General features: G+C 39.2%; 17 protein-coding genes. 7 read left to right on the top strand and 10 right to left on the bottom strand.

Translation table 11 applies throughout. The annotated features are described in order from the left end of the window. Window positions 1–193: 193 nt before the first annotated feature. From PR808_RS02825 to citC, 7 genes are all read right to left on the bottom strand, one after another. Entirely contained in the window at window positions 194–1,627 is a 1,434-nt protein-coding gene (locus PR808_RS02825; protein ID WP_206083913.1) for an anion permease, read from the bottom strand. 255 nt (window positions 1,628–1,882) lie between these two features. Beyond that, entirely contained in the window at window positions 1,883–2,767 is an 885-nt protein-coding gene (citG, locus tag PR808_RS02820; RefSeq protein WP_272538653.1) for a triphosphoribosyl-dephospho-CoA synthase CitG, read from the bottom strand. Then, a complete protein-coding gene (gene citX / locus PR808_RS02815; protein ID WP_272538652.1) occupies window positions 2,754–3,293 on the bottom strand; it encodes a citrate lyase holo-[acyl-carrier protein] synthase in 540 nt (179 codons plus the stop codon). The genes citG and citX overlap by 14 nt, the downstream gene beginning before the upstream one ends. Window positions 3,294–3,295: 2 nt before the next feature. Further along, a complete protein-coding gene (citF, locus tag PR808_RS02810) occupies window positions 3,296–4,822 on the bottom strand; it encodes a citrate lyase subunit alpha (protein ID WP_306803649.1) in 1,527 nt (508 codons plus the stop codon). Window positions 4,823–4,830: 8 nt separating this feature from the next. Further along, window positions 4,831–5,727, bottom strand: coding sequence for a citrate (pro-3S)-lyase subunit beta (gene citE, locus PR808_RS02805; protein ID WP_206083917.1), 897 nt, complete (start codon window positions 5,725–5,727; stop codon window positions 4,831–4,833). Continuing rightward, on the bottom strand, window positions 5,727–6,023 hold the full coding sequence (gene citD, locus PR808_RS02800) for a citrate lyase acyl carrier protein (protein ID WP_206083918.1): 297 nt from the start codon (window positions 6,021–6,023) through the stop codon (window positions 5,727–5,729). The genes citE and citD overlap by 1 nt, the downstream gene beginning before the upstream one ends. Continuing rightward, window positions 6,020–7,096, bottom strand: a complete 1,077-nt coding sequence (gene citC / locus PR808_RS02795) for a [citrate (pro-3S)-lyase] ligase (protein WP_206083919.1) — start codon at window positions 7,094–7,096, stop codon at window positions 6,020–6,022. The genes citD and citC overlap by 4 nt, the downstream gene beginning before the upstream one ends. Window positions 7,097–7,465: 369 nt before the next feature. Here citC and dpiB point away from each other — a divergent pair, with 369 nt between their 5' ends. From dpiB to PR808_RS02775, 4 genes are all read left to right on the top strand, one after another. Beyond that, window positions 7,466–9,094, top strand: a complete 1,629-nt coding sequence (gene dpiB, locus PR808_RS02790; protein WP_272538651.1) for a sensor histidine kinase DpiB — start codon at window positions 7,466–7,468, stop codon at window positions 9,092–9,094. 2 nt (window positions 9,095–9,096) lie between these two features. Then, on the top strand, window positions 9,097–9,777 hold the full coding sequence (gene dpiA / locus PR808_RS02785) for a two-component response regulator DpiA (protein ID WP_272538650.1): 681 nt from the start codon (window positions 9,097–9,099) through the stop codon (window positions 9,775–9,777). Between the two features lie 362 nt (window positions 9,778–10,139). Then, window positions 10,140–11,483, top strand: a complete 1,344-nt coding sequence (locus PR808_RS02780) for an MFS transporter (RefSeq protein WP_272538649.1) — start codon at window positions 10,140–10,142, stop codon at window positions 11,481–11,483. Between the two features lie 21 nt (window positions 11,484–11,504). Continuing rightward, on the top strand, window positions 11,505–12,098 hold the full coding sequence (locus PR808_RS02775) for a carboxymuconolactone decarboxylase family protein (protein WP_272538648.1): 594 nt from the start codon (window positions 11,505–11,507) through the stop codon (window positions 12,096–12,098). A gap of 65 nt (window positions 12,099–12,163) precedes the next feature. Here PR808_RS02775 and PR808_RS02770 read toward each other — a convergent pair whose 3' ends face one another. Continuing rightward, window positions 12,164–13,201 (bottom strand): SEL1-like repeat protein, encoded by a 1,038-nt coding sequence (locus PR808_RS02770; protein ID WP_272538647.1) that lies wholly within the window; start codon window positions 13,199–13,201, stop codon window positions 12,164–12,166. Window positions 13,202–14,138: 937 nt separating this feature from the next. Here PR808_RS02770 and dtpA point away from each other — a divergent pair. Continuing rightward, window positions 14,139–15,611, top strand: a complete 1,473-nt coding sequence (dtpA, locus tag PR808_RS02765; protein WP_206083925.1) for a dipeptide/tripeptide permease DtpA — start codon at window positions 14,139–14,141, stop codon at window positions 15,609–15,611. A gap of 47 nt (window positions 15,612–15,658) precedes the next feature. Here the strand turns inward: dtpA and glpX are convergent, their stop codons facing one another. Both glpX and PR808_RS02755 read right to left on the bottom strand, forming a co-directional pair. Next, entirely contained in the window at window positions 15,659–16,642 is a 984-nt protein-coding gene (gene glpX / locus PR808_RS02760; protein ID WP_206083926.1) for a class II fructose-bisphosphatase, read from the bottom strand. 152 nt (window positions 16,643–16,794) lie between these two features. Next, window positions 16,795–17,718 carry an AEC family transporter gene (locus tag PR808_RS02755; protein WP_206083927.1) on the bottom strand — a complete coding sequence of 308 codons (924 nt, stop codon included), beginning with the start codon at window positions 17,716–17,718 and terminating at the stop codon, window positions 16,795–16,797. 598 nt (window positions 17,719–18,316) lie between these two features. On the opposite strand from PR808_RS02755, the gene PR808_RS02750 reads away from it, so the two are divergent. After that, the gene (locus tag PR808_RS02750; protein WP_272538646.1) at window positions 18,317–21,175 is read left to right on the top strand and encodes a DUF2339 domain-containing protein; all 2,859 of its coding nucleotides are present in this window, start codon (window positions 18,317–18,319) and stop codon (window positions 21,173–21,175) included. After that, the gene (locus tag PR808_RS02745) at window positions 21,172–22,650 is read left to right on the top strand and encodes a DUF3999 family protein (RefSeq protein ID WP_272538645.1); all 1,479 of its coding nucleotides are present in this window, start codon (window positions 21,172–21,174) and stop codon (window positions 22,648–22,650) included. The genes PR808_RS02750 and PR808_RS02745 overlap by 4 nt, the downstream gene beginning before the upstream one ends. Window positions 22,651–22,818: the final 168 nt, after the last annotated feature.

Below are 22,818 nucleotides of genomic sequence, written 5' to 3'. Positions count from 1 at the left end.
GTTATTCAAGCCGCAGCGTTGCTGACTACGCTTATTCGTATACTGGTGTGTGTTCCTTGGGATATTTAGAAAGCCTTCATTCTGTTTTACGCACCATCGTTAACGCGAAATAGTCATTGTCAGATTTTAAAAAGGGGCACAATTGATATTGTACCCCATTGAATAATTTAGTGATTGATTAGAATAGAGCGCATTAAATCAGACCCATGCTAATCAAGATTTCCCACCAACCTAAACCGATAGTCATGTGGACGAATAAGCTAACGAATGCGACTAATCCACCGATGATCCACCAAGAACGAATATCGTTGTAGCCTGCACCGAATACGATTGGTGCTGCGGCACCACCGTAGTGCGTTACGCTTCCGCCGTATGCGTTAGAGAACAGTAAGCCTAATGCCAGTAACATTGGAGGTGCACCTGCGACCATACCTACAGTGGCAAATACAGGCACCATCGCGGCAACATAAGCACCACCTGATGCGAACAGGTAACGAATGGCGACACTGATAAACATGATAACAAAGAAAGCTAACATGGCTTGGTCACCGAAAGAGAGGTACTGACTCATGGTGTCGGCTAACCATTTAAAGAAGCCTGCTTTAGTGAGAACGCCTGACATACTGATGATACCGCCGTACCAAATCAGGGTGTTCCAACCCCCTTTGTTTTTCAGCACATCATCCCATGTGACAACACCTAAAATTAAGGTTAATGCCATGACAGCGATAGCGACACTGGATGCACTCACACCGATAAGGTCAGAGAAAATCCAGCCACACAGTGCGATAACGAAGATGATAGCCAACAGTTTTTCACGCATCGTCATTGGGCCTAAGTCTGCTAAGCCTTTTGCTGCGATCTCTTTGTTATTCACCTTTTTGAGTTCAGGTGGATACAGCTTATAAATCATCAGTGGTGTCAAAATCAGCATAATTAAGCCAGGAACCGATGCCGCGAGTGCCCATCCACCCCAACTTAAATGAATGCCCATAATGTCACTCATCATGGCTAATGCTAAAGCGTTTGGTGCCATTGCTGTTAAGAACATATAGCTGGTCGTTTTGGTCACCATGTATACGTTGACTAACAAGTAGTGGCCTGCTTTGCGAGGGCTTTTTTCAGGATCAGAACCTAATGCTACTGCCACGCTGTTTATGATTGGGAAAACAATCCCACCCGCACGAGCGGTATTCGATGGCGTTGCTGGGGCAATAATTAAATCAAGGATCGCAGTGACATAACCAAGGCCTAATGTAGTGCCGCCCAATTTACCAATCAAAATGTACGAAAGGCGTTTACCCAAACCTGTAATAACAAATGCAGCACTCAGCGTAAATGCCGCAAATACCAGCCATGTTGTCCCTGATGCATAACCACTTAAGACTTCACTGGCTTTAACATCTTTCGTACCTGTTACACCAATTATGACGGCGCTTGCGGCAATAGTGGCTAACAAAATAACAGGTTCTGAATAAGGTTTTAATACCAGTCCAACAATAGCCGCGAGGTAAAGACCAAATAATAACCACGCGATATGCGGTAACCCCGCAGGAGTCGGTATTAAGGCGATAATGATTGGAATTGCTATCAGAAGTAGCAGTTTCCAGATTTTGTCTTTTGGCATAGGCTTGATCCTTAACGAAATTAAAACTTGAATATTATGAATTCGGTTTTTCGTCATATTGGAGGTATAGCAATGCCTTAATAGGAATAATGATTTTGATATTCATTGTCATTATTTAGCTATTTCCAATATGTTATAAATTCTTTAAATCAATAACTATTACTTAATTAAATATATTTTTATTAATCTTTATTAATTAAATTATTGAATGGGTTCCTGTGTTGGTGAACATATAAGTTGTTTTAATTTTTAATGCTAAATACCGAAGCCTTGTCTAGGCAGACGGGCAAAAAACCACGTTAAAATTAATAAATCTGCGCTACCACCTGGGCTTAGATTCTTTTCAATACAGTGCTGGTCAAATTGTTTTACTTTGACTAAATCATCAGGATGATTAATCCCCTCTTGCAATAATTTGGTTGCTTGCTGTTTTACCCAAATTAAACCATTTAAGCCGCCACGATTTGCAATATTGGTGTCATCATTAATTTTCATTAATAGAATTAACGTATTTATTAAAGCTATTTCAGCATCCTGTTGCGCCGCTAGTTGCTGTAAATAAAAGGGCAATGAATGGTTGATAACTAGCGAGTAGCCACCTTCAGCTTCCCCTCGTGCTCCAGTAAAACCAAATTGTTGATATAAACGTTGGCCAGCTGTTGGAGTATCCGTAGGTTGCATCAATTCAGCGCAAATTCCTTGGCACATCCCTGCAACTAATTGGCTAATCGCAACTGGTGTCACGGTTTGCTGTAATGCGGCTAAGCGACCAATTGCGGTTAATACTAAACCTAATGAAAAAATGCTGCCTTTATGGGTATTTACACCTTGAGTGGCTTGGAACATGGCGGTTTCACACGCCATCCCGATAGTTCTAATTTTGCTTAAAACCTGTTTAATCGGTAGATTTTTATATTGTGTGCCAGCCTGAATAAATAGTGGAAAAAATTTGGCGATGGCATTGGCACTTAAATGAAAATCCGTTAGCGCCATATCTTTATGAGCGCCTGTATTGTGTTTGTCTACTAAACCTGGTTTTGGGGTTAAGTTCACTTCAGCGAGCATGGCTTGCCAAGCTAACTGGCTGTAATAGTGAGTAAGCTGGTCACTTAGGGTTTGTGAGTAGTTAACAAGTTCCATGGGCTAGCTCCGCTATGCGAGAAAGAATATCTGCCAAGGGATGAGCGCGATGACGAGCACAGATTTTGGCTTCTTTTTCACAAATTAAACAACGCCTTGCAGGTAGATTTAATTGACCACGTGAATATTGTTTTCCTTGTGCATCAAAGACATCAAAATCCCATAAACGTCCCACTGGGGAGCGTTCTTCGGCCTCAATTAATGTCTTTTTGACTTCAATGGCATCAGCATCAACGGCGACTAAACATTCAGGCCCCGTGCTTAATGCCCATGATTGTTGAGATAAAAGTACCCACTGCCTGCATAAAGCAACTTGTTTAAGCGCATTTAGGCCCTGATTAAACACATGTCTAACAAGGGAGTTGTCTTTGACAGCCCCTGGGAAAACGACAGTAAATGAAATCAAGGTTACCTGATGGAGACCAATCCATTGTTGCTGGCGTGCCTGACGGGCATCACGGCTTGCCAACAGCTCAGGTAAGGAAATTTCAAATTGCTCTTGAGTATCAGGCAGTGGGCAAAACATAGTTACTCCTTCACTTGATGAACAACATCAATCACAGAGCCATCACGGTAACGCACGACGGCAACGACTTTATCTGTAAATTCAATAGGGTTAGGTGTTCCCGTGAGTAACTGAGCGCGTTCTCTTAACCAGCCAATTGAAACCGTTTTGATACCTTGGCTTTCTAATTGCTGCTTCAATTCAGGTCGTGCAGGGTTTACGGCAATACCATGGTCGGTCACTAAAATATCGACGCTTGATCCTGGGGTAACGCAAGTCAGGACTTCATCAACTAACGTTGGGATACGACCGCGCACTAATGGCGCAACGATAATGGATAATTTCGCAGCGACTGCGGTATCACTGTGACCACCCGATGCACCGCGGATAACACCATCAGAACCTGTTAACACATTGACATTAAAGCGTGTATCAATTTCCAGAGCACTGAGTACGACAACATCGAGCATGTCGACAGAAGCACCTTTAGAGTCAAAGCAGGCGTATTGATTGGCACTGATTTCAATATGATTTGGGTTACGAGCAAGAGACTCTGCTGCCGCTTTATCAAAACTTTGTACGTCTAATAATTTGCGAATTAAGCCTTTTTCATGCAAATCGACGATGGTTGATGTGATACCGCCAAGGGCAAAGCCTGCGGTGATATTGTGGCGGCGCATTTTGTCCTCAAGGAAGCGAGTCACGGCAAGGGATGCGCCCCCAGTACCCGTTTGTAATGAAAACCCTTCTTTGAAGAAGCCTGATTTTTCAATAACATCAGCGGCAGTACGCGCAATCAGTAGTTCTCTTGGGTTTGAGGTCATACGGGTGGCATCAGCACCGATTTTATCTGCATCACCGACACGTTTAACCTTAACGATATAGTCGACCTCATCTTGCTTGATGCTGGACGGGTTGTGTGGATAATCCAATATCTCTTCGGTTAGCATGACGACTTTATTCGCTGTTTCTGCGTCAATTTTGGCATAACCTAATGAGCCACAGCTGGCGGTACCTGTATATCCGTTGGCATTACCGTATTCGTCGCAAGATGGCACACCAATGAAGGCGACATCAATACGCAGCTCGCCATTGTGCACAAGGTTTGCACGGCCACCATGAGAATGAATTTGCACTGGCTCTTCAAGTTCGCCACGAGAAATCGCTTCAGCCAGTGGACCACGAATACCTGAGGTATAAATCTTACGAATAACACCGTGACGAATATGTTCGACCAGCGGTGAATGGCATGCACTTAAGGAACTGGACGCTAATGTCAGATTACGAAAGCCCATTTCGGCAATCACTTGCATGACCATATTGACCGTCAGATCGCCGCCACGAAACGCATGGTGAAACGAAATTGTCATGCCATCTTGCAAACCTGAGCGGCGAATAGCCACTTGTAAGTCATCACATAGCTTGCGGTTTCTTGGTTTTTGAACTTGTTGTTGGACTTTACCAATATCTTTAAATTCACGTAATGCTTCATCGCTTTTAGGTTGTAGGTAAGCACTTACGCGTGTTTGACGTTGAGTATTTGTTGTCATTTTTTGCCTCACTCTTCCCGAATACCAGATAATGCCGCGCGAGATAATACTAAGCGGGCTCTGTCAATGACTGGGCCATCAACCATTTTTCCGTTTAATGACACCACGCCTTTACCCTCAAGGGCTGCGGAATCTGCGGCATCAACAACACGTTGAGCATGGTCGACTTCTTTTTGAGTTGGCGCATACAAGTTATGGAGTAACTCAATTTGTCTTGGGTTAATTAATGATTTGCCATCAAAGCCGAGTTGTTTAATGTGTGCGGCTTCGCGTAGGAAACCTTCTTCATTATTTGCATCAGAATAAACGGTATCAAAGGCTTGGATACCTGCTGAGCGTGCGGCTTGTAAAATGGCGCACCGAGCATAGAGGAGTTCAACGCCGTCAGGAGACCGCTCGGTGCGCAAATTGCGGACATAGTCCTCGGCACCTAATGCGATGCCAATAAGTCTTGGTGATGCGTGGGCGATATTCACCGCTTGTGTGATCCCCATCGGTGATTCAATCGCTGCTAATAAACCTGTGCTACCTTCTTCACGACCACAACTTTTTTCAATACGTAATATTTCAGTTTCGATATCGGTGACATCTTGAGCAGTATCTGTTTTTGGTAAACGCACAATTTTTGCGCCGCCACGAACAACAGCTTCAAGGTCAGCAACACCAAAGGCAGAATCTAAAGCATTCACACGAACAATAGTTTCAATATCGGCATACAAAGGGTGCTGTAATGCATGATAAACCAAGCGACGTGCGGTATCTTTTTCGCGTAATGTCACGGAGTCTTCTAAGTCAAACATCAGCGCATCTGCTTTATAAATAAACGAGTTGCTTAACATCGCCGCATTTGAACCAGGAACGAAAAGCATGCTTCTGCGTGTACGTGATTTTTGTTCTGGTGTCATTATTTATTCTCCCATGGCAAATAATCGATATCACAAGCACGAGCGAGTAGGGCTTCCAAACGCGCTTTTAGTACACACTCTAATGCACCTTTATCATCGACGATGATTTGAGCACCTTGAATATCATGCTGAACTATCATTTCCTGAACGATACTGGCGATAGCATCACCAAATTGTTTTTCAACACTGCTGGTTATTTGCACGGAAACTTCTTGAGTATCTTCTAGCGGTTCTATTCGAACCATGACATCACTTGATTCAAGTGTGCCAGCAACGGCTGCATGTTTAATCTTCATATTTCACCTATAGCTAATTCAGAACTTTCGATGCGGTTTGTCGTTGATGTTGCTTGATTAGCGAGCATCTCTTGTAAATATTGATATGTCGCGTCAGGCACAATCGCCTTAATAGCCGCAAGATCTTTTTTAGCGAGTAGTCTTCTAACTTGTGAGGCGGAGACCGCCGTTCCGTTGATGACTGTTCGCGGAAATTCAACGAGTTCTATAGGAGGAAAATTCATCGCATCCGTTTCAAGCCAATAGCGCATGTCTTGGTTATATTGGTTGGTGACTTGGCAAAATGGCTCTGATCCGACGAATCTATGGGTTATCCCCAATGCAGGGGCAATATATTGGCGAAAAATCTTAATATCGATTTCGGTATAACAGTTATTGGCTACCGTTTTGTCTTTAATAAAGTAACAAGGGAACGTTGCCCGAGAAATAATATATTCAGAACCACGGTGAATGGTGAGGTTCTCAATACCTTTTGTACCTGCTTCAATTAAGTTCAGTCTGACTTTATAAGGGAAGCGAGAGGTATCCTCTTTAACAACAAATAAGTGGAGCCAATCACAGGCTTTAGCTGCTTGTTCGATTAAATAACGGTGGCCTAAGGTAAATGGGTTGGCATTCATTACGATGGCCCCAATTTTTTTACCGTCGACACGCTGTGCTTTTAAACTTTGAATATAACGTTTTAGATAACAGCAACTATTTTCCATCAATACCATCACATCAGGCACAGTCGCTATAGTATGAAAACCGCATTGCTGGAATAGGTTTTCATTTTGAAATTTAGTATAAATAAACAAATGAGTTGTATTATTTTCGTAAGCAAGATTAACAAGCTCGGTTGCTAATTTTAACGCGAGACCTTCACCACGAACGTCATCGCTAATTGCTACGCATTTAATAACGTTTTTTGCCAGTCCACCACACGCGATTAATTCCTCATTACGGGTTATCGTAATGAAAACGTCAATGCTTGCATCAAGCTCTAAATCATTTTCCTTTAAAAACTGAGTTATTTCAGCAAGTTTCCTGTTCTCATGACGTTTTACCTGATTAAACGTTATGTTTTCGAACATAATAGTATCCTGCATCTCTTTTAGAGATGTTTTTAAAATGTTGCTAATGTTAAAATTAATTAAATAAGTGTTTTTTTGGTTTTTCTTATTCTTAAAAATATAAACTCTTATTTAATTATCTTTTTCAAGATTAATATTAAAGGTCCTATATTTAATATATTTGACCTATTTCATGTTTCTAAAATGAGTTTGTATTTGTTTAATGGTTTTAATGTTTTTAATTATTCGATATGTGCTTTATTACTTGGTTTTAATGTGTTTAATTAATAATATGTGTATTATGTCTCTAGCTTATATTTCTAATATCAATTATTCTGTGATTTCTACTGTAACAAGTTTTTTACTTTTCAGTTGGTAACAAGAGCCTATATGAAAAAAGAGCATGCTTTCTCTACATTGACAAAAGTAAACTCAATTTCCTTTTCAGTGCGAGTTTTCTTTCTTCTATTGATTGTTTCTGTGCTTTTGACGCTTGGGTTGGGTAAATACTTTACAGATACTGCGGAAAATCGGTTGATTGCCAATATTCAATCTTTAGCCATGAGCCAAGCAAAGTTAATTGCGTCTATTGATGGGGTGGTGCAATCCGTAAAGAATAGAGATATCCCGAAATTGAAGTTGATTGCAGATAAGCTAAATCAAGACTCAAACTATGATTATGTGGTGATCGGTGATGAAAACTCAATGCGCTTATATCACCCGAATAGCCAAAAAATTGGTTTTAAAATGCAGTGGAATAAACCTGGTGCATTAGAAAAAGGGGAAAGCTATTTCATTAATGGTGAAGGCTCAATGGGGAATGCTGTCAGAGCGAAAACGCCCATTTTTGATGAACAAGGGAAAGTCATTGGTGTCGTTTCGATTGGTTATCTATCAAACAAGATAGATACCTCGCGCAGTGAATTGTTTGTCCAGACAGGTGCGACCTTCTTAGGAATATTGATTATCTTGCTTTTTTTGTCATGGGCATTTTCACGTTTAATTCAAAAACAAATGTTAGAAATGGAACCTGAAGAAATTGCCCAATTAGTGTTAGTGCAAAAAGGGATTTTTGAGGCTGTATTTGAAGGGGTCATTGCGGTAAATACTCAAGGGCAGATTATTAATATTAACTCTAACGCGAGAAAGATGTTATCCCTAGGCAAGCCTTTGGGCCAATTAACAGGGACACGGGTGTCGGAGCATATATCGCCAGCTGATTTTTTCATTACAGATATTGAAACCATTAAACACGACGTGATTTGTGAGTTTAATGGTTTAAATGTGATTGCAAACCGCGTGGCTATTCGTGATGGTGAGCAGCTTGCCGGGGCGGTTATTAGCTTTCGTAGCCAAAATGATATTGAATCATTAAATTCCCAATTGACACAAGTACGCCAATACGTAGAAAATTTGCGTACTCTGCGGCATGAGCATCTAAATTGGATGTCTACGTTGAGTGGTTTATTGCAAATGAAAGAATATGATCAAGCGCTTGCATTAATTAAAGGTGAGTCTGAATCTCAGCAACAACTTATAGATTCGTTACGTGAACAGTTCTTTGATAAGCAAGTTGCTGGGTTATTGTTTGGTAAGTATCACCGTGCAAAAGAATTGGGCTTACAGTTGGTTTTTACACCAGGCAGCCAGCTTCATGTATTGCCTGAGTCCTTAAATAGTACAGAATTTTGTGCCATATTAGGTAATTTGCTCGATAACGCATTTGAAGCCAGTTTGAAAAATAACCAGGGTAATAAACAAGTGGAGTTATACCTTTCCGATGAAGGAAGGGAGATTGTCATTGAGGTTGCAGATCAAGGATGCGGTTTCCCTGCAGAAATTCAAGACAAATGGTTTGAGCGCGGAGTGACAACGAAAACCGAAATGACGGAAGGTCATGGTATAGGGTTATATCTTGTTGCTTCTTATATTAAACGCTGTAATGGCGCGGTAATTATTGAAGAAAATCAGCCGCATGGTACAGTATTCTCAATTTTTATTCCGAAAGTGAAGATATAAAAATGATTAAGATAAAAATCCTCATTGTGGAAGATGAGCTGCTTTTAGCAGAGATGCACGGCGAGTACATTAAAGCATATCCAGCTTGTGACAAGGTTTGGTTGGCAGGTAATTTAGCTGAAGCCAGAAAAATGATTGAATACATGAAGCCAGATTTGATCTTACTGGACAACTATTTACCTGACGGCAAAGGAATCGATCTCGTTCATGAATTAATTCAAGAACGAAATAGTGCTGATATCGTATTTACGACAGCAGCGAGTGATATGGAAACGGTGACTGAAGCCATTCGTCTTGGCGTTTTTGATTATTTGGTTAAGCCAATAGCGTATGAACGTTTAGGCCAAACATTGGATAGATATATCCAGCGTAAATCTGTTTTACAAGCCAACAGTAAAACGAACCAGAGTAAAATCGATGATATGTTTAATACTTATGCACGCGGTGAATCCAAAGAGGAACTGCCGACAGGTATTGATGTGATCACGTTGGAAAAGGTTTTAGCATTGTTTGCCGATCTTGAAGCGGAATATACCGCAGAAAGCATTGCAGAAACGATTAAACTTAGCCGCACAACCGCAAGGCGCTATCTAGAATACTGCTTGGCAAAAAATAAGATTGAAGCTGAGATAGAGTATGGGAAGGTGGGACGCCCTCAAAGGATCTACCGCGGTCGCCCCTAATCTTCGTCATATTCCACGTTGTAGGGGTGTTGGCTGCATGCGATGACTCGGGTCACATACTTCTGTGTGCTCCCCGAGTTCCCCTTATTGACTGCCTACCTGTAATTTGAACTATCTAGATGATGTTCTTATATTCAATAAAATATCGCTTAATATAAAAAACGACAAAATCATTAATTTAAAGCCATTTTTATTATTTCTAATAGTTAGGATAGTATTTTATGTTTTTAATTAAATTTTCATGAGTTAGATGAAAATAATTTAACACTAAAAAATTATATTTTAGACTAAATCAATATTAATCCTTATTTAATTTTGATTATAGGATGTGATGACCATTTAAACACAGGGTCATTATTTATATGTCTATAACAACTAAAGAAAATAAAATAACACCAAAAGAAAGGAAGTATGCATTAGCATCATTTATTGGTACAGCTATCGAGTGGTATGACTTTTATATTTATAGCACTGCATCCGCATTAATTTTTTCAACATTATTTTTTTCAAAAAGCACGGACCCATCTGTTGCATTACTTTCCTCATTTGCGGCATATGGTGTGGGCTTTTTTGCCCGGCCATTAGGCGGTTTTATTGCGGGGCATGTTGGCGATAAAATTGGGCGAAAAAAAGTACTTGTTTACTCATTACTTTTAATGGGCGTGGCGACATTTATTACTGGGTTGATCCCGAGTTTTGATTCAATAGGTATTTATGCCATTGTTTTGCTTGTGATTATTCGCCTGCTTCAAGGTTTAGCTAGCGGTGCTGAGTGGGGTGGTGCGGCGTTATTAGCGGTTGAACATACGAAACCGCAGCGTAGAGGGTTTATTGGTTCATTTACTCAGATTGGCTCAGCAATAGGTATGTTACTGGCCTCAGCTGCATTTTTAGTTGTAAAATCAACAATGTCAGAAGAGAGCTTTTTAACTTGGGGTTGGCGTATTCCATTTTTCGTTAGCATTATTCTTGTCGTCATCGGGCTGATTATTAGGCTAAAAACAACGGAATCAGATGAGTTTCTCGCGCTTAAAAAGTCAGGGAAAATACAAAAATACCCATTAATTGAATTAATTAAAAATCATAAAAGATCAGTTTTTATTACGATAGGTTTACGATTAGCGCAACCTGCAATGTATGCAATATTAACGACATTTATTTTAAGTTATTTAAAATTAAAGAACCAAGATACCAGTATTGTATTAACATCAATTATTATTGCATCAGCGGTTTCAGTATTAACAACCCCTTTTTGGGCACTTTTGTCAGATAAAATAGGCAGAAGGATCCCCGCATTCTTTGCATTAATTAGTATTGGCATTGCAGTATGGCCATTCTTCTATTTCTTAGATAATGGTAATTTATTTTATTTACCTTTAGTCATGACTATTTTCTTGGCATTATTTGATGCTGCGATTTATAGCATTGGTGCCGCTTGGTTTGCTGAACAATTTCCTGTTGAAGTTCGGTACAGTGGTGTCTCCGTGGGCTATCAAGTTGGTACTTTGTTATCAGGTGGATTAACGCCATTTATTGCGACTGCATTATTACAATATAATAATCAGAGCCCTTATTTAGTTTCTTTATATATTTCAGCGTTATGTTTTATTAGTTTGATTGCAGCATATAAGGCAAATGACCCTATTGCGAAGCAACCAAAAGGTAAGACGCCAGATTTAACAAAACAAGAAGCGGTTTCATTATAATTTAAACGAATAGGAAATATCATGGCAAAATCTACCTTTAACATCGCTGAGCTGGATAAAACCCAAATACAGACGCGTAATTTTCGTGAATTATCGACGGGAAGTTGGAATAATGAAACAATAAGCGCAAAAAATAAGCATTTAATTGCGGTTGCAATTGCTCAAGCGACAAATTGCCAGCATTGTTTATTGCACCATGCCAAAGCGGCGCAGCAAGATGGTGCTTCTTTTGATGAAATCGCTGAAATCTCCTATTTAACAGGTGCGTATAATATTGCCGGTGATAGCCTTTTGGCATTAGATGCAAATCTATATTTAGATGAAGATAAAAGCGGAATATCTAAATATTATATTTCTCCCAAAGCTCTTACTTATGTCAATCAACAGCTTGATGCTATTTTTGTAGCAAGAGAAATTAAAATATTAGCGCTATTTGGTATTGCCAAATATAAGGGCAATAGAGCTCTCGCTGATCACCTATTAACGTTAGCTCACAAAAATGGCGTTGATGAGAATAGAATTACAGAAGCATTGTTGGTTGTTGATATTTTAAGCTCAGGTATTGTTTATTCTAACAACCAAGATATTTACCAATATTTATATGCTAGATCCTAAGCGACGGTACTAAACAACAGTACTAAACAACGTGTGGCTCTCTTTGAGAGCCACACGCCACTGCGTTATTTTTTATTCTTCAGATTATTTTCCAAAATCAGTACTTTTTTCTCAGCGCGCTCATTGCCTTTTGCCGCAGCCAATTTGTACCAGCGTAACGCTTTAATATCATCTTGCTCAACACCCATGCCATATTGATAGCAGGCGCCGCTTGCGTACTGTGCATCGGCACTATTTTGTTGAGCGGCTTTAATAAACCAGTGGCAGGCTTTAGCTTGGTCGGCCTTGATACCGTCACCTCGTGCATAAATTAATGCTAAATTAAATTGCGCAGACACTTCCCCTTGTTTGGCGGCGAGTGTTAACCATTTAATCGCTGATTGCGTATTTTTTTTCGTTCCTTGGCCCGTCAGGTATAGCATGCCGAGGCTATTTTGTGCAGGAGAGAAACCAAGCTCAGCAGCGCGTGTGAAGTAATCAAACGCGAGGGCATAATCGACTTTGTCGTACATACCAGTTGCGGCTTGATAGCCCAGTAAATAGAGTGCTTGTGGATGATTTTGTTCAGCGAGTGCAAGATAAATTTTTTGGGCTTTTTGCGGGTCTTTTGTGACCGCTTTTCCTTCTTCATACCAATAAGCTAACGTGAGCATCGCCGGTTGGAAATGTTGTTCAGCCGCTTTTTTAAGCCATTGTTCTGCAGATTCTGGGTTTTTCTCTAAAAGATTGTCAATGCCATGCAGTGTGTATTCTGCCATGTTCATTTGGCCAATAGGATCGTCATTTTCAGCAGCTAATTGCATCCAATGTAGCATCAGTTTTTCATCTTTAGGGACACCAGAACCTTCCTGGTATATCAGTGCCAAGTTAATTTGAGCTTTACTAAAGCCTTGATTAGCAGAAAGAAGATACCACTTTAAGGCGTCGTCAAGCTGTCCATGAGATTGGTAAAACATCGCTAAATTGAATTGAGCTTCAGCTTGCCCTTGAGTGGCAAGTTCAATCAGTGATTTTTCATCCAGCGGTGTGCTAACTTTTTCCGCGAAAGCCGAAGGAATGAATAAACAGCTTATCAAAAATAAGGGTAAAAAATTTTTTTTCACAGGGATTTCCTTCGAGCTATATTTCTTAAAAAACCATTTAAGGTAAATTATCGTGTTGCTGAGTTCAGTGCAATCATTTGGTTGATTGTACATTATTATCAATAAATCAAATGGTTAATTATTGCCATCAAAAAAGATGCAGAAAAAATAAAAAAAAGATGAACTTTTTTTGAAGTACATAGGTCTTAATAGTAACTATATTTCTGTTTGCTTGCGTAAACATTCATATATTTACCCTCATCATTCATTTCTTTACACGAAGTAATGTAATAATGCACCTACGTAGTGATAGTTTGAATTTAGCAAAAAGATCCTTGAGTAGAATGCATTATGCCCAGTTTATTTACTGGGCTTTTTTTTGTCTAAAATTCCTGAGCAACATCCTTTCATGACGATATCGCCACTTTCCAATTTATAAAATGCCTTTTTCCCATTGAGATTATCCCCAAGTTAACGTGAGGATACAGGGTTAATGTGGTATGACATATTCCATGAATATAATTAAAATATGGAATAATATCCTTAACATTAGAGAAACAACTGATTAATTAGTGGTCGATAATAATATTGGTATTTTGTAAAAAATTGAAGTTAATCACGATAATAATTCATTGATGTAGTAATTAATACTGGCTAATTCTATAGTTTTGGTGCATAAATAACGTATATGGCTTAATTGATTATCTAGTTCTTGGCGGGATATCTACCGGTTAATGTTGAATAAATAATCAAATATGCTTTAACTCATTGAATTTTATGTTTGAGATCCATAAACAAGTTTACACACAGTTTTGTTTGTTTTGAGGGCAGGGAATGACGCTCTTCTAATTTGTAGTGAGCCCTTCCAACGTTAATTCTTGAGATCATAACAATGCGAGAGCGCAACGAGCGCTCCGTGGTTTTTTTGCATATGTACAGGTTGTACTAGAGGTAACTTGTGTCCACAACAAATAATAAAGAGGAAGTCAGTCTTAACGCGTTTAAGCAACCTCGCTCGTTCTATCTCATCTTTTCTATCGAACTCTGGGAACGTTTTGGTTACTACGGTTTACAAGGTATCCTGCCTATATACCTGAGCCAAGTTCTCGGCATGTCAGAAACCGAATCCATCACCTTATTCTCTGCATTTGCAGCATTAGTTTATGGCTTTGTTGCAATAGGTGGTTGGTTAGGGGATAAAATCTTAGGCACAAAACGCGTTATCGTTTTAGGGACACTGACCTTAATTGCAGGGTATGCATTTGTCGCTTTCTCAGGGCATGATGTGTCAATGGTGTATGTAGGGCTTGCAACTATAGCAGTGGGTAATGGTTTATTTAAGGCAAATCCGTCTTCTTTATTATCAACCTGTTATGAAAAAGATGACCCACGTTTGGACGGCGCGTTTACCATGTATTACATGTCCGTAAACATCGGTTCATTCTTCTCTATGATTGCAACGCCTTGGTTAGCCAAACACTACGGTTGGGACGTTGCGTTCTCTCTGAGTGTCGTTGGTCTTATCATTACATTGATTAACTTCTATATGTGCAAGAAATGGGTTTCTCAGCATGGTTCGAAACCTGACTTTGCGCCAGTAGTGATTTCTCGCTTAGTGGCAACTGTGATTGGTGTAGTGGCATTAATTGCCATTTCTACATGGTTGCTGCATAACTTAGGTGTTGCACGTACAGCTTTAGCAATCATTTCTTTAGGGATTTTAGTTATCTTCATTAAAGAAACGCTCGCTTTAAAAGGTACTGCGCGTCGCCGGATGATTGTTGCATTAATTCTGATGTTAGAAGCAATAGTTTTCTTCGTTTTATATAGTCAAATGCCGACCTCATTAAACTTCTTTGCATTGCATAATGTTGAGCACGAAGTTTTCGGTTTTTCAATTGAACCTGCACAGTACCAAGCATTGAACCCATTATGGATTATGATTGGGAGCCCAATTTTAGCGGCAATTTATAACAAAATGGGTGATAATTTGCCGATGCCTCATAAATTTGCGATTGGGATGGTTCTGTGTTCTGCGGCATTCTTAGTACTGCCACTAGGTGCTAAATTTGCTAACGAGGCGGGTATTGTGTCTGTCCAATGGCTGGTGATTTGTTACGGTTTCCAAAGTATTGGTGAGCTGATGATTTCTGGTCTGGGCTTAGCGATGGTAGCTCAATTAGTACCACAGCGTTTAATGGGCTTCATTATGGGTGCTTGGTTCTTAACGAACTCTGCGGCTGCCTTTATTGCAGGGTATGTTGCCTCGATGGCCGCAGCGCCAGAAGGCGAACTGACCAGTAAAGTCGAATCATTAGCTGTATACAGTGATGTATTCTTGAAGATAGGCTTAGTGACTGGGGCGATTGCGATTATTATGGTGTTAACCGCACCAATGTTAAATCGTATGACGCTAGACCGCGCTGAGTAATCAATTAAAAAAGGGCCACGAGGCCCTTTTTTAATACCATCAAAAAGTTAGTTAAAATAGCGGTTATTGATTATCTTTAACGAACGAGAACGTCCATTAACCAGAAGGGTATTCGAAATACGACTATAGGCATCCGTTGAAATACCTCCCATTAAAACTGTTGGTGTAATTGCAGTAGCAGCAAAAATGACATCGTCCGTATTAACCATTTGTTCTAACGATAAAATCTCACCAATTTCGATGCCCATTTGTTGGCAACGTATCGCTTCTTGTACGGCGAGCAGTTTATTTTCATCGCTATCACCTTTTGCTTTATCTCGAGCGATCAACCTAGCTTGCATATCGCCACCTAACGCTCGTGCAATTGCTGCGCTGATGATACCTTCTGGTGCACCACCTGTACCATACATCATATCAATTGGATGTTCTGGAAGTATTGTTAGTAATGAGGCTAAAACATCACCGTCAGGAATGGTAATTACATTAGCGCCAAAATTACGAATGGTTTTGATAATGTGTTCATGGCGCGGTTTATCTAAAACAGCAATGGAAAGATGCGAAATGGGTTTATTCAATGCAGATGAAAGAAACTCAAGGTTTTTTTCAAGCGGGTGGCTTAAATGAACGGCACCTTTTGCCGCCGCTCCAACAACGAGTTTTTCCATATACATATCAGGAGCCTGAAGTAATGAGCCTGTTGGTGCGGCGGCCAGAACAGTAATTGCATTTTGCTCATTACAGGCAACCATTCGGGTACCATCTATTGGGTCAACCGCAATATCAAGCCCTTCGACACCCGATTTTTTACCCACTTGCTCACCGATATAAAGCATTGGCGCTTCATCAATTTCACCTTCACCAATCACAATTTTTCCATAGAAATCAATTTCATTAAGGCGATTTCTCATGGCTTCAACAGCCGCTTTATCCGCAGCATTTTTATCTTGTTTACCTACCCAGTCGAAGGCTGCAATGGCAGCAACTTCGGTGACGGAAGCGATAGCGGAGGCTAACTCATCACTGATTTTCATTATTTATTAATATCCCAGATGCTTAAAAGAAAAAATACTTAGCGCTATGATACGTTTTTTGTGATCTATCTTGCAAATAATTGGTGATAAAACCAGCTAAGTGGGATGAAAGAGAGAGCAGGCCAAAAGTTGACCTGCTTTAATTCAGGGGGTTACAGCATTTCGACAATGGCAATACCACCAATAATAGAAATCAGAGCGGCGAGGGTACTGAGTAACACTGTCCCTGCGGATGTTTCCGTATAAGCTTGGTTACTAATGGCTAAAGCAGGCACAGCTGTCGCAGTCGGTAATACGCCAATAATAAAGGCTGCTTTTAATAAGTCATCTTGTAGGCCTAATGCAAGACCCGTCCCTAAAATCAAGGCTGCTTGAACAAAGTTTTTAATAAAGACGTTAAAAATAATTTCTTTGCTAATAGTTAACTTAATACCTGAAAGTAACAGACCAAGGAAAAAGAGAGCAACCCCTCCCGCTGTTTTTCCTAGTTCATTGACGGAGTTTTGTAAGATTTCAGGTAACTTCACGCCAAAAATAGCCAGTAATGCACCTAGGATTGGCAAAAATACTAAAGGTTGGGCAACCGCTTTACCAATCGATTTTAAAACGCTATGGCCTTGTTGAGAGCCACTAATCATCAGTAAGGTGAATGGAATGATGATAACAGTATAAATAAGGTTACCTAATACCATTGCAATCAATCCAGATGATCCGACAGTAGCCAATAAGACAGGTGGCCCACAGTAGGCCATATCAGGGAATGATACCGATAATGCCTGCATGGCAGCATCTTTTTTGTTGTGACGAAAAATAAATTTACCGAAAACAAACCCGATAACATAAGTTGCAATTAATCCGACAGCCAATGCTAATAAGTAATCGATATTGAGCAATACAGATGGTGGTGCTTGAGCGGCTGCAAGAAATAATGCGAATGGTAAGGCAATTTTGACAACAAAGTCAGCAAAAGCCTGCGAATATTCTCTTTTAATAAAACCATATTTCCCAGATAGCCAACCAACAGCTAAACCAAGAACGATTGGACCAAGTGCAGCGAGGATGATATGGAGTAGCATGAAGAATTCTCCTTATACTATTCTTCTTATTTCGACAATCTTTACAAATGTACTAACGATATGTATTTGCCTTTTGGAATAAGCTTTATTTTCAGTCTCTGTTGGTATTTCAATTATTAATTGACATAACAATGATGATGTAAAATTCAAATTGTTGTCATCATTAAATGATAGTGATTGCTTGTTTTTTAGGTGTTAATTGATAAGTGTATATATAAATAAATTTAAAAACACTATTTAAATTTATATTTTTAAATTTATTGGAGTAATCATCTTAAATAGACTATCGGGAAATTAAAATAAATTCAAATTATTGCTTATTTTGAATATGACTAAATGATGATTAAGGGTTTTCTTAGTTACATTAGCTTTTAAACCACGTATTAATAATGGTTATCATTTTTGTGTGATAAGAGCGCTTTTACCAAAACTAAAACGAAGTATTTTGTAACAGTTTATTACATTTGGTTGGCAAGAGAATCAATGATATCTACACTAGCGATAATCACAAAACGCCACTTTGCCATATCTAAAACTGTGGATTTTATTATGAGGAAACCTATTTGTGGATACTTGGATACTAGTAGGGTTCATATTAGTGATTCTTGTTATACTAGCGCCGATTTTAGCGATAGTTTCGCTGAGTCGTACCGGGCGAATGCAATATCAAATTTCTGAGTTAAATCAGAAGGTTCGTTCATTAGAGACACAAGTTGCACAGTTTAAAAAATCGCAGAGTATCTTATCAGAATCCCCAATTTCAGAACAAACGCATCAAGAGATTACACAACTCATCCCAGAGCAAACTGATGATATTGAACAATCAATACTACAAAACTCAGTGCCTTCTACAGAAAGCGAACAAGATATAGTCGCTGAAAACTCAGTTGCTTACCAACAGGCAGAACCTAGGGATAATATTGAACGGGTGAAAGACGCGCTTATAACGACACTACCACCTTCAACGCCTTCAAATAATATTGACGTTGATCCAAACCGGTTTAATAGCAATTTGTCATCTAAGGTAAACCCAAACCGATTTAATAGCACCAAAGAAAATACAACAAAAAATGTACAGGGTTGGGATGCAAATCAAAATATGCCAAGTAATGATAAATCAATATTTGGTCACTTCTTTACTTGGTTATTAAAAGGTAATCCTGTTGCTAAAATTGGGATTTTATTATTATTCCTTGGTGTTGCTTACTTATTAAACTACAGCGTACAAAACGAAATTATTTCTGTACAAATGCGTTTAGTATTCAGCGCGGTAGGGTGTTTAATACTATTAGGTGTGGGCTGGTGGTTACGTAATAAAAAAACACTTTTTGGTTTAATTTTACAAGGCGGGGGAATAGGTTGTTTATATATTACTATTTTCGCTGCTTTTAAGTTATACACCATGTTGCCATATGGAATGGCCTTTGCATTTATGTTGTTAATTTGTGCCGCCAGTATCGCTCTTGCATTATTACAACGTACTATTAGTTTAGCTGTTTTAGCGTCATTAGGTGGCTATTTAGCTCCTATCCTATTATCTACAGGTGGTGGCAGCCACATCGTGCTCTTCTCATACTATCTGATGTTATCAACAGGTATTTTAATTATTAGTGTGTGGCAAGCATGGCGACCATTGAACCTCGTTGGACTGGTTATGACCTATGGGGTGGCGCTTTTATGGGGGCTAGATAATTATCAATCTGACTATTATCTATCTTGCCAATTATTTATTATCGCTAACCTGATCATTTTTAATGCATTAACACAACTCTTTTCATTACGCTTCGAACACACTAAACAACTTCTTGTTGATAATACTTTATTATTTGTACCACCTTTCATTAGTATTGTGTTGCAATTCTTTATTTCTGAAGGCGTAGGATTATTACCTGCATTTATCTCGCTATTGATTGGCTTATTGTACCTCGTGGCAGGGTTACAAGTTCATAAACGTTATAAAGAAATTGGCAAAAACATGGCGCTAGGCAATATTATCATTGGTGCTGGGTTCGTCACCCTTGCCATACCATTAGCGCTGACATTTGAGTGGACTTCTATTATCTGGTCATTGGAAGGGTTATTACTTCTGTGGTTTGGCTTACAGCAAAACCAAAGGAAATTAGCTGCGGTAGGGTCATTACTGATTTTAGTAAGTGTAGTGACTTTATTAAGTGATTATCCATTCTTATATTGGAGTCGTAGCAGCACTTATATGGTGCCAGTATTACTTGTTGCTTGCTTTGGTGCGGGTGGTTTATTCCACATTCGCCGAAATGAAGATAGTAATTATTCATTATTTAGCTATGGTTTTTTAGTGATGGGAATAGTGGCATGGTATTGCTGGTTGCCAATGTTCACTAATATACTTTCCTGGAGCCGTGAATCTGAATCCTTTATTATGCTGGTCTTAGTCGTGATATCGGCATGGTTCTGGCGGTTATTTGCGATTCGTATTAATTGGGTTCCTTTACTTCTTTGCCAATCTTTCTTATGGATTGCGGGTTATTACTATCTCGGTATCGATTTCTTAAATGATGAAAATCCGATGGGCCGAGGTGAAGGTTCCTTAATTTGGCCAGTCGTATTAGGCAGCTCTATATTATTTGTGATCCACGCTTATAAGCTTCGCAACCCATGGATGCAAAGAGTATTACATGGCGCGAATTTATGGTTAATCATTGCATTTATTGTAACACAAGTAAATTGGTTCGTTTCTATTCTTCCTTGGGGAATGCAACATGAAATGGGCTATTTTATTTATGTTATGGCGATAACATTAATAATTTTAGTGTTGTATTGGTTGCAGCAAAATAGAATGCCCCCAATGAAACGTAATGGACTGATTTACTGGTATAGTTTGTTGCCCGTTGTTGTTGGGTTAGTTGTCTTATCGGGATATGCTAATTTAGAAGATGGTAAATTAACGTTCTGGAATTACATTCCACTGATAAATCCATTAGATGAAGCAGGGTTGTTTAGCATTGCCGCGATTATTTTAGTGCGTAAAGGCTTTATGCAAAAAATACGTAAAGTCACTGAGATAGACTTCTGGATTTTTCGAGTGCTACTGGTTGCAATCATCGCTCTTTTAGCCTTGTGGTTTAATGGCATCCTCATTCGAGCAACGGCTGACTTTGCAGGGCTTAATTGGCATTATGAAACCTTGTTTGATTCGCGCTTAGTACAAACCGTTCTGTCGATTAGTTGGGCTCTTGCAGCACTAATGTGCGCGGTGATTTCGGCAATCAAGAAAAATCGGATCTGGTGGTTCTTCGGTGCAGGTATTTTTGCTTGTGTTATTGCAAAATTATTCTTAATTGATATTAACGGACAAGGTGGAATTACGCGTGCTGTCTCCTTTATTGGTGTGGCATTGGTAATATTAATTGTGGGGTATTTTTCTCCTTTGCCACCAAAAGAGTCAAAAGGAAAATCCGAACAGGAAACGCAATCATGAGTCTAAGTAAATACAGAGGGCTACTTGCTGTCTTTTCATTATCATTATTATTTTCGAGCCATTTATATGGCGAGGATGTTAAAGATAATTCACCTTATAATTTTTATCAGGGAGCAGAAATAAATATTTCAGACACAAACGAGCCTTTTTATTGGCTTGAGCTGCCTGCGAATGCTTACTTTAATTCTGCCTATCCAAATACATTACAAGATGTTCGTGTCTTTAATGGAATAGGGGATGAAGTTCCATCAGTACTTTTTTATGATGCTGAAAAATCTATTTCTAATGCAAAAGTGTCATTTACGCCTCAACATTTAGTTACGCGTATTGATAATGTGAATACTGATGAAGATATGCGTAAAGATAAGCAATATCTTCTTGTCGAATCTATACCTGGTAAAGTTAATCGTCTTGAGCTACCAAATACACAAGCAAAAGATAAAGCATCTTATCAAGCTTATTTGTTGACTCGAAATGAAGAGCAAGAAAAAAATGCAGTGATTAAAACTCTAACACTGGATTGGGCTAAACATGAAAAAGATTGGCAAGCAAAAGCCTTTATTTTTACCAGCAATAATAAAGAAGACTGGGTTAATGTGGCGACAAATCAACCTATTATGAATTTAACGTTGGATGATCAAACTGTTGCAAGTAATCAAATTGAATTATTAAATGGTAATGCTCTAGCCTTGAAAGCACCTTATCTTTTGGCCATTATTGCGAGTTCCCCTGATGTTGTTATCCCTAACTTACTAAAAGTAAGCGCTGATGCGGATGTGTTAAAAGCAACTCGTCGTCAAGAGTCATTCCATTTTGAAATGACCAATGATGGGGTTTCACGGGAACATGTTATTTATCAATTACCCTCAATGCAGCCTTTAGATGAACTGCAAATACAATTACAGCAATCTAATCGTGTTATCCCTTTAAAAGTAGAATACTCATCAGATAGAGGGGAAAGCTGGTTACCACTAACGAATATTGTGGCATATAACCAGCATGCAAACGGTGAAACGGTTAGCAATACAAATATTGTTTTACACGGTGAAATGATCCGCTCATTAAGAGTTTCTGCATTAAAAGGGAGCTGGGAGGATCAACCCCCACGTATTGTGGGTAAACGAGATGCACTCAACTTGATATTTAATGTGCAAGGGGCTGCTCCTTACCTATTAGTGTGGGGAAACAAACAAGCTGTACAAGAAAATTTAACGTATAACCAATTAGTTGGGAAAACTTATACAGTTGCAGAGCTAATGTCGAGTTATCCCGTTACTTATCCCGACGCTGAAATCGTGCCGTTAGGGGGGATTGAGCGACTAACGGCGACCGATCTTGTCGATGAAGGCCCAAATTGGTTAACAATCTCATTATGGATTTTATTATTTATCGGGATTGTTGTTTTACTCTATTTCTGTTGGTATTTGCTCAAGGAAGTGAATTCTGGAAACAAAAATGAGAAAGGTGAATTATAAAACCGTTTCATTATTTGAATAGAAACAGCATAAAAGAGAGCGGATTGCTCTCTTTTTACGTTTCAACTATCTAAATAGTTCATTCAGACAAATATCTACATGATTTTACTGAATCATTAAAACAATTACGTACTCTGTGTTTTTTTTGACAGCCTTTCGCGCTAAAAC

The organism is Providencia sp. PROV197 (assembly GCF_028479625.1).
Taxonomy (GTDB): Bacteria; Pseudomonadota; Gammaproteobacteria; order Enterobacterales; family Enterobacteriaceae; genus Providencia; species Providencia vermicola.
The sequence above is the reverse complement of the archived record's forward strand: the minus strand, read 5'-3'. Positions and strand labels throughout refer to the sequence as shown.

Excerpts from the sequence above, each read along its gene's own strand:
- citE (WP_206083917.1), bottom strand. The coding sequence starts at position 5,727 with ATGACACCAGAACAAAAATCACGTACACGCAGAAGCATGCTTTTCGTT.
- dpiB (WP_272538651.1), top strand. The coding sequence starts at position 7,466 with ATGAAAAAAGAGCATGCTTTCTCTACATTGACAAAAGTAAACTCAATT.
- dpiA (WP_272538650.1), top strand. The coding sequence starts at position 9,097 with ATGATTAAGATAAAAATCCTCATTGTGGAAGATGAGCTGCTTTTAGCA.
- citF (WP_306803649.1), bottom strand. The coding sequence starts at position 4,822 with ATGACAACAAATACTCAACGTCAAACACGCGTAAGTGCTTACCTACAA.
- citG (WP_272538653.1), bottom strand. The coding sequence starts at position 2,767 with ATGGAACTTGTTAACTACTCACAAACCCTAAGTGACCAGCTTACTCAC.
- PR808_RS02755 (WP_206083927.1), bottom strand. The coding sequence starts at position 17,718 with ATGCTACTCCATATCATCCTCGCTGCACTTGGTCCAATCGTTCTTGGT.
- PR808_RS02745 (WP_272538645.1), top strand. The coding sequence starts at position 21,172 with ATGAGTCTAAGTAAATACAGAGGGCTACTTGCTGTCTTTTCATTATCA.
- citX (WP_272538652.1), bottom strand. The coding sequence starts at position 3,293 with ATGTTTTGCCCACTGCCTGATACTCAAGAGCAATTTGAAATTTCCTTA.
- PR808_RS02775 (WP_272538648.1), top strand. The coding sequence starts at position 11,505 with ATGGCAAAATCTACCTTTAACATCGCTGAGCTGGATAAAACCCAAATA.
- PR808_RS02825 (WP_206083913.1), bottom strand. The coding sequence starts at position 1,627 with ATGCCAAAAGACAAAATCTGGAAACTGCTACTTCTGATAGCAATTCCA.
- glpX (WP_206083926.1), bottom strand. The coding sequence starts at position 16,642 with ATGAAAATCAGTGATGAGTTAGCCTCCGCTATCGCTTCCGTCACCGAA.
- citC (WP_206083919.1), bottom strand. The coding sequence starts at position 7,096 with ATGTTCGAAAACATAACGTTTAATCAGGTAAAACGTCATGAGAACAGG.
- citD (WP_206083918.1), bottom strand. The coding sequence starts at position 6,023 with ATGAAGATTAAACATGCAGCCGTTGCTGGCACACTTGAATCAAGTGAT.
- PR808_RS02780 (WP_272538649.1), top strand. The coding sequence starts at position 10,140 with ATGTCTATAACAACTAAAGAAAATAAAATAACACCAAAAGAAAGGAAG.